This is a genomic window from Methanobrevibacter sp., from assembly GCF_045116495.1.
Classification (GTDB): Archaea; Methanobacteriota; Methanobacteria; order Methanobacteriales; family Methanobacteriaceae; genus Methanocatella.
On sequence record NZ_JBGULU010000040.1, the window covers coordinates 1 to 6061 of the forward strand.

At 35.0% G+C, this 6061-nt stretch carries 7 protein-coding genes; 1 reads left to right on the plus strand and 6 read right to left on the minus strand.

Going from position 1 to position 6061, the window contains the following annotated elements:
- Positions 1–53: 53 nt before the first annotated feature.
- Entirely contained in the window at positions 54–461 is a 408-nt protein-coding gene (locus ACJMLH_RS01860; RefSeq protein ID WP_405274233.1) for a pyridoxamine 5'-phosphate oxidase family protein, read from the plus strand.
- A gap of 28 nt (positions 462–489) precedes the next feature.
- Here ACJMLH_RS01860 and ACJMLH_RS01865 read toward each other — a convergent pair whose 3' ends face one another.
- The 6 genes from ACJMLH_RS01865 to ACJMLH_RS01890 form a co-directional block, all read right to left on the minus strand.
- Positions 490–1872: a glutamate synthase-related protein gene (locus ACJMLH_RS01865; RefSeq protein WP_405274234.1), complete on the minus strand. Its 1383-nt coding sequence runs from the start codon at positions 1870–1872 to the stop codon at positions 490–492.
- A gap of 41 nt (positions 1873–1913) precedes the next feature.
- A complete protein-coding gene (locus ACJMLH_RS01870; RefSeq protein ID WP_405274235.1) occupies positions 1914–2633 on the minus strand; it encodes a carboxymuconolactone decarboxylase family protein in 720 nt (239 codons plus the stop codon).
- A 46-nt stretch (positions 2634–2679) separates the two neighbouring features.
- Positions 2680–3585 carry an AEC family transporter gene (locus ACJMLH_RS01875; protein WP_405274236.1) on the minus strand — a complete coding sequence of 302 codons (906 nt, stop codon included), beginning with the start codon at positions 3583–3585 and terminating at the stop codon, positions 2680–2682.
- 199 nt (positions 3586–3784) lie between these two features.
- A complete protein-coding gene (locus ACJMLH_RS01880; RefSeq protein ID WP_366925377.1) occupies positions 3785–3898 on the minus strand; it encodes a symporter small accessory protein in 114 nt (37 codons plus the stop codon).
- The gene (locus ACJMLH_RS01885) at positions 3898–5508 is read right to left on the minus strand and encodes a sodium:solute symporter (protein ID WP_405274237.1); all 1611 of its coding nucleotides are present in this window, start codon (positions 5506–5508) and stop codon (positions 3898–3900) included. The genes ACJMLH_RS01880 and ACJMLH_RS01885 overlap by 1 nt, the downstream gene beginning before the upstream one ends.
- Positions 5509–5620: 112 nt before the next feature.
- Positions 5621–6061, minus strand: a 441-nt coding sequence (locus tag ACJMLH_RS01890) for a hypothetical protein (RefSeq protein ID WP_405274238.1), incomplete at its 5' end; no start/stop codon positions are given.

Consider the following 6061-nt stretch of genomic DNA (forward strand, 5'->3'; position numbering starts at 1 on the left):
AATTTAAAAAATTTAAATATTGATAAATGAAATATTAACACAGAGGTGTATAAATGTCAGATATTCAAAAAATAGACGATATATTATCAAAAGCAGAAGTATTTTACCTTGCAACTGTAGACGGTGATAAACCAAAAGTAAGACCACTAGGTTTCCATTTATTATTTGAAGATAAGATTTACTTTGGTGTTGGAACCCATAAAGATGTTTACAAACAAATGGAAGCAAATCCAAAAGTTGAAATTGCAGCATGGGACGGAGAACACTTTTTAAGATACTACGGAACTGCAGATTTGACTAAAAATGAGGCAGTAATTGAAAAAGCGTTCGAACTCATGCCAGAAATAGCCGAAGCATACAAAGCAAACAACTGGGAAATGGGCGTATTTTTCCTCAATGACGCAACAGGTGAAATCAGAAACATGTTTGCCATTGAAGAATCATATGAATTTAAGTATTAATGTTTAAACATTAATACTCAAACTTTTTTTATACATGTCGGATGTCAGTGTAATCAGATATTTCAGAGCTGATTGTACACAAATCGTTGATATTTAAATCATGCACATCACTGTGACCGGTTATTCTTGCAAATGTTTTCAGCTCTTCAGTTGAAACCCTTAGATAGTTTTCAACTCTTTTAGCTGCAGTTTCTATTTTTAGTCTTTTTCTCAATTCATCATCCTGAGTTGCAACACCAACCGGACAGTCCCCAGTATCACAAATCTTATATTGCTGACATGCTGCCGCAATCATGGCTCCAGTACCAATAGCTACTGCATTTGCACCCATTGCCAACGCTTTTGTAAAGTCAGATGAAACTCTCAAACCTCCGGTTATTGTTAAATCTATATCGCTTTCATGACTATCCAGGAATTTACGGGCTCTTGCAAGCGCATAAACAGTTGGAACTGATGTTGAATCCCTAATGAGTTTTGGACTTGCACCAGTTGATCCTCCACGACCATCAATAGTAATGAAATCCGGTTCAGAATATATTACATATTTCAAATCGTCTTCAATCCTTCCGGCTGCAAATTTCAAGCCTATTGGTCTTCCGCAAGATCTTTCTCTTAACTCGTCAACCAAATCCTTCAAGTCTTCCTTTGAATTGACCTCAGGTATTGTGGCCGGTGAGTGAATATCTTCTCCCAGAGGTTTTCCTCTGATTTCTGCAATTTCGGAAGTTACCTTTTCACCCTGAAGCTGACCTCCAAGGCCAGGTTTTGTTGACTGGCCAATTTTGATTTCAATTGCATCGGCATTTTTTAAGTTCTCGTCAGTTACAGAATATTTGTTTGGAACATATTCAAATATGTATTTATATGCGTTTTTCATCTCTTCTGGAAGAATTCCTCCTTCACCACTACACTGAGCGGTTTTAACTGCTGCACTGCCTTTAGCCAGTGCTATTTTAGTTTCCCTTGAAAGTGCTCCGAAAGACATGTGGGTAATATAGATGGGGCTTTCAATGACCAGTGGCTTTTTGGCATTTCTGCCAATGACTGTTTGTGTGTTAACATCAGCATCACCTTCCAGTGGTTGCGGATTTAACTGATTTCCCAAAATAAGGATATCTTCCCAGTTAGGCATTGGCAGTTCTGTATACATTGCTGAAACAATGCTTTCACCGGTGATTGCCATCTGGTGGATTGCATCCATTGCCCTTATGTCCTTATCGCTTTTTGCATAGTTTTTATCATATGCCAAATCAGAGTTAATGTCAATATTTTCACTGGATTTTGAGTTTTCCACTTCAACAAACTTAGAAATATCCTGTTTACAGATTGGACAGGCATCCAATTCATTTAGTAGGATTCCGGTTGCTTCTTCGTTATGTATGTGACCACAAATTGTACATTTGTATATCATAATACCACCTTGCTATTAAATGAACTTTCTTATTTAAATAATTATCCACATATTTCATTTACAATAGCTAGTGCATTAAGTGTTCTTGGAAAACCTATGTAGGGCATTATGACAGTTATTGCTGAAATCAATTTCTCCTTATCATTGCCAACAGCCAGATTTCCCTGAGTGTGACCACTTAGCTGATTTTCACAACCTCCCAAAGTTGCAATGAATGTAAATGTTATTAGTTCCCTTTGCTGGTCGTTTAAACCATCACGGGTGTAGAAGTCACCAAAGCAGAACCCTTCCAAAAATGTGTTGAAATGTTTCTGACCGTCAGGTGTGGAATTCCTCATCATTTCTATATTTTCAAATCCGAAATATCTTTCTTGAATTTCACGACCTTTTTCATGCCTATTTTCAGGATTGGTATTTGATCTGTTTTTCAAAGGCATTTTGATTCCTTTTTTCTCGAATACCTTAATTACAACACCAAAAAAGTTGTGTGCACGGCCAAAACCCACATAGGGAACTGATTGATATAGTAATTCTTTAACTTCCTCAGGAGTAATGTCCATATCTAAAGCTGATGTTAAAATCTTTTTAAATGCTTTTGGTGACTGACAAGCGATTAAACAGGACAAAGTCACTAAAATAGAATCCTTTTCGCTCAAAGTTGAGTATTCAAATACTTCACCATAAGCAAAATTCTGAAATATTTCATGAAATTCAGGGTCGTTTTTTTCAATTCTTCCAAATTTTTCAAATAGTTCCTTCATGTTAGATAAATTTGACAGAATAATTATAAAAAAGTTGTCAAAGACATTATCCTGCCAATAGGGAAATTATAACCGTTAATGTGAAAACGCTTAAAACAACAGTAGTAAATATTAATGAGCTCATCAAATCTTCATCTAAATTATATTGAACCGCCAATACCAATGAATTTCCTGCAGTTGACATTCCTGCTTCAAGTATTGCTATATTAAATGCCATTCCTTTAATGTTTAAAAATGAAACCAATATCAGCATGATTGCAGGAGCCAATGCCAACTTGAATATTGAAACAACAATGGAATCCGCTAAATAATCTTTGATGCTTCCATAATCAAGTGAAAGGCCAATTGCAAGCATGATCATAGGAATTGTAGCCTGTCCAAAGTAATCAATAATAGTTTCAGCAACATAGAATAAAGGAATGTTAAATACATTGAATATCAGTCCGAATATAACTGCCCAGAGAGGAATGAATGATATTGTGTTTCTGATTACTTCCCGCCTGTCGCCTCCAAATTCCTTTGCAAGAATAACGCCATAGATAACCAACATTATTGATGTGGATAAATCAAAAAATAATGCATTCAAGAAACCTTCATTGCCAAAAACACCCAATGAAACCGGAAAACCAATAAATCCAGTATTCATAAGTGATGAAGCAATCATTATTGTCCATGCTGTCTTTTTAGAGTGATTTCGCATCCTACAGTAGATATAAGCTATGATGCATAGAATAACGCTAACTATTATTCCCAAAATAGGTAAAAATAACATCTGTTGAGAAATATATGCATCTTTCAGATTTATAAAAATCATTGATGGCAATGCAATGTATAAAACAATTTTAGTTAATATTTCACGAGCATTATCGTCTAAAATTGATTTTTGCTTTAAAAAAAATCCCAATAGAATCATTAAAGCGGGTATTAGAATAACTTCGATTGGACTTGCCATTAAATATTTCTCCAGATTTTTGCTAATATACTAATTTGTCAATGGCAATATAATAAGATATTCATTGAAAAAAAATACGGGCTCATCAAGACCTAGCTAAATGTAACCAATTATCATATGAAAAAAAATAAGAGATTATGGTGATTATTTAAAATAGCACCATAATATTTAAAGCAGATTAATTCCAAATTTTATTGGTTTAATCTCCTTTATTCCAGTTTATAATACCATAACCGATACACAGGAGTGTGGATAAGATAATTCCAACATATACTCCCCAAATCCATGGGTCTTCAATTCCTAAAATCATCATTATGCATCACTTCCTTTTGTATCAATTTGTGAAAATGCCTTATCTATCACATCTTGAGCAGGCGGTTTGGTAAGCAGGCTGACTACAACTGTAAATACTAATGAAACAGGAACTGCTATCAGCATTACATCAATAAACGGCCATGGAGCATTAGGCAATAAAGTTTCCACTCCACATATGAATTTACAGATTCCAAGTCCTACTGCAGTTTTCTTAAATACGAATATCATCCAGAATAAACTTACAAGAGTTCCTGAAACGATTCCTGCAATAGCTCCTAGTCTTGTAATTCCTTTCCAGTAGAGTGCACCTAAAAATACCGGCAGGAATGCTGCTGCACAGATTTCAAAGAACAGACTTGTTCCAAGTGCAACTACACTTCCCGGAAGGGAGTATGCCATAACCAATGCTAAAATAATAGCTATCAAAATACCTACTCTTGAAATACTTACCTGGTCAAGTTTCTGTTTGGATTTTTCTCTTATTGTTCCGTAAATATCTACACCGAATGCAGTTCCCTGGGTATGCAATTGTGAAGATATTGTAGACATTGCAGCCGCAATAAGGGACAATAAAAAGATATATACAAACCATTCAGGCAAAGCCATTGTAATGAATGTCGGGATAACCTTATCAATGTTTCCTCCAACAACATCCACTGCAATTTTACCTAATTTATCATAGAAATAAACATTTGAAAGAGACCCTACGATATAAGCGGTAGTTGGCATGATTGCAATGAATATACCACCAATCAATACAGATCTGTTTAATTCCTTGTCTGATTTGACGGTCATGAACCTTACAATCAATGAAGGCTGTGCGAGTACACCGATACCAACACCGATTAATGTGGATGAAACAAGTGACCACCAGAATGGTGTTCCAAATTTTGGAAACGCCGTCCAACCCGTTCCGCCCGTTTTAATGGCCTCTGCAGGATACAGATTAACCATGTTTGTTAAAGCAGTGTTTGCTGTGTCGATTCCTCCAAGTAACCAGTATACGAATACAAGTAAAAATATCATTGCAATAACCATGATAGTTCCCTGAAGTGCGTCGGTATACATTACACCACGGATTCCACCAAACAATACGTAGAATGTAATAATAATTGATAAGATAAGCAATGCAATACTGAAATCAATCAATAGAGAAGATTCTAAAAATCTTGCAGCACCAATCAATACTACAGCTGCATAAAGAGGCATTGCACAGAAAATTACCAATCCTGAGAAGTAATGGATAAATTTAGAGTCAAAACGTTTGCCTAAAAATTCAGGAAAAGTTAGTGACCCTAAAGCATGCCCCATTCTACGGGTTCTTTTTCCTAAAAATACGAATGCGATAAATACACCAATGATAATATTCAAGAATGCTAACCATAAAACACTCATACCATACTGACTTGCAACTCCTCCAAAACCAACGATAGCTGCTGTCGAAATAAATGTAGCCCCATAACTCATCGCCATGATGAACGGGTGTGTGTCTTTACCAGCAATCATAAAGTCTTCAGAGGAATTAGTTTTTTTGTATGCATAATAACCTACAAAAACAAGTGCAAATATGTAAATTATAAAAACAATTGCTAAAATCATTACGTTCATAAATAATTACCTCTAAAAAAATATTAACAAATATAATATTTACATTAATATTTTATAAAGAGAAAATATTTAAATATTACTATAATATACATTGATGTACATTTTTGTACATTCACATTATTTTGAACTTTGCACCATTGATAATGCCTTTATCAACACCGTTTTCATCATAATCTTTCAGTAACCCAATCGCATCATCGATAGAGATTTCGGCCCCATCACTTATATGAAGATCAACATCCAGATTTTCACAAAGCTCCTTGTAGACAATTGACTTAAGCAGTTGAATAGACTCATCCTTAAAATCAGACCCCAAATCTTCAATTATTGAAATGCAATCATCAAATCGGGAGACATACAGTTTAAGCAAGAATACGGAAATCATGCCCATCCCATGACCTCCAATAATTTGTGAAAGCTTATCCGCACTTGAATTGATTATCTCATAGTCATTCAAACATATTCCAATCAATGATTTTTCCCTGACAGCATCTTCAAAATTACCATCGATTTTTAAAGCCCCATTACAATACTTCAATGCATTTTCATAATC

Excerpts from the sequence above, each read along its gene's own strand:
- ACJMLH_RS01860 (WP_405274233.1), top strand. The coding sequence starts at position 54 with ATGTCAGATATTCAAAAAATAGACGATATATTATCAAAAGCAGAAGTA.
- ACJMLH_RS01865 (WP_405274234.1), bottom strand. The coding sequence starts at position 1,872 with ATGATATACAAATGTACAATTTGTGGTCACATACATAACGAAGAAGCA.
- ACJMLH_RS01870 (WP_405274235.1), bottom strand. The coding sequence starts at position 2,633 with ATGAAGGAACTATTTGAAAAATTTGGAAGAATTGAAAAAAACGACCCT.
- ACJMLH_RS01875 (WP_405274236.1), bottom strand. The coding sequence starts at position 3,585 with ATGGCAAGTCCAATCGAAGTTATTCTAATACCCGCTTTAATGATTCTA.
- ACJMLH_RS01880 (WP_366925377.1), bottom strand. The coding sequence starts at position 3,898 with ATGATGATTTTAGGAATTGAAGACCCATGGATTTGGGGAGTATATGTT.
- ACJMLH_RS01885 (WP_405274237.1), bottom strand. The coding sequence starts at position 5,508 with ATGAACGTAATGATTTTAGCAATTGTTTTTATAATTTACATATTTGCA.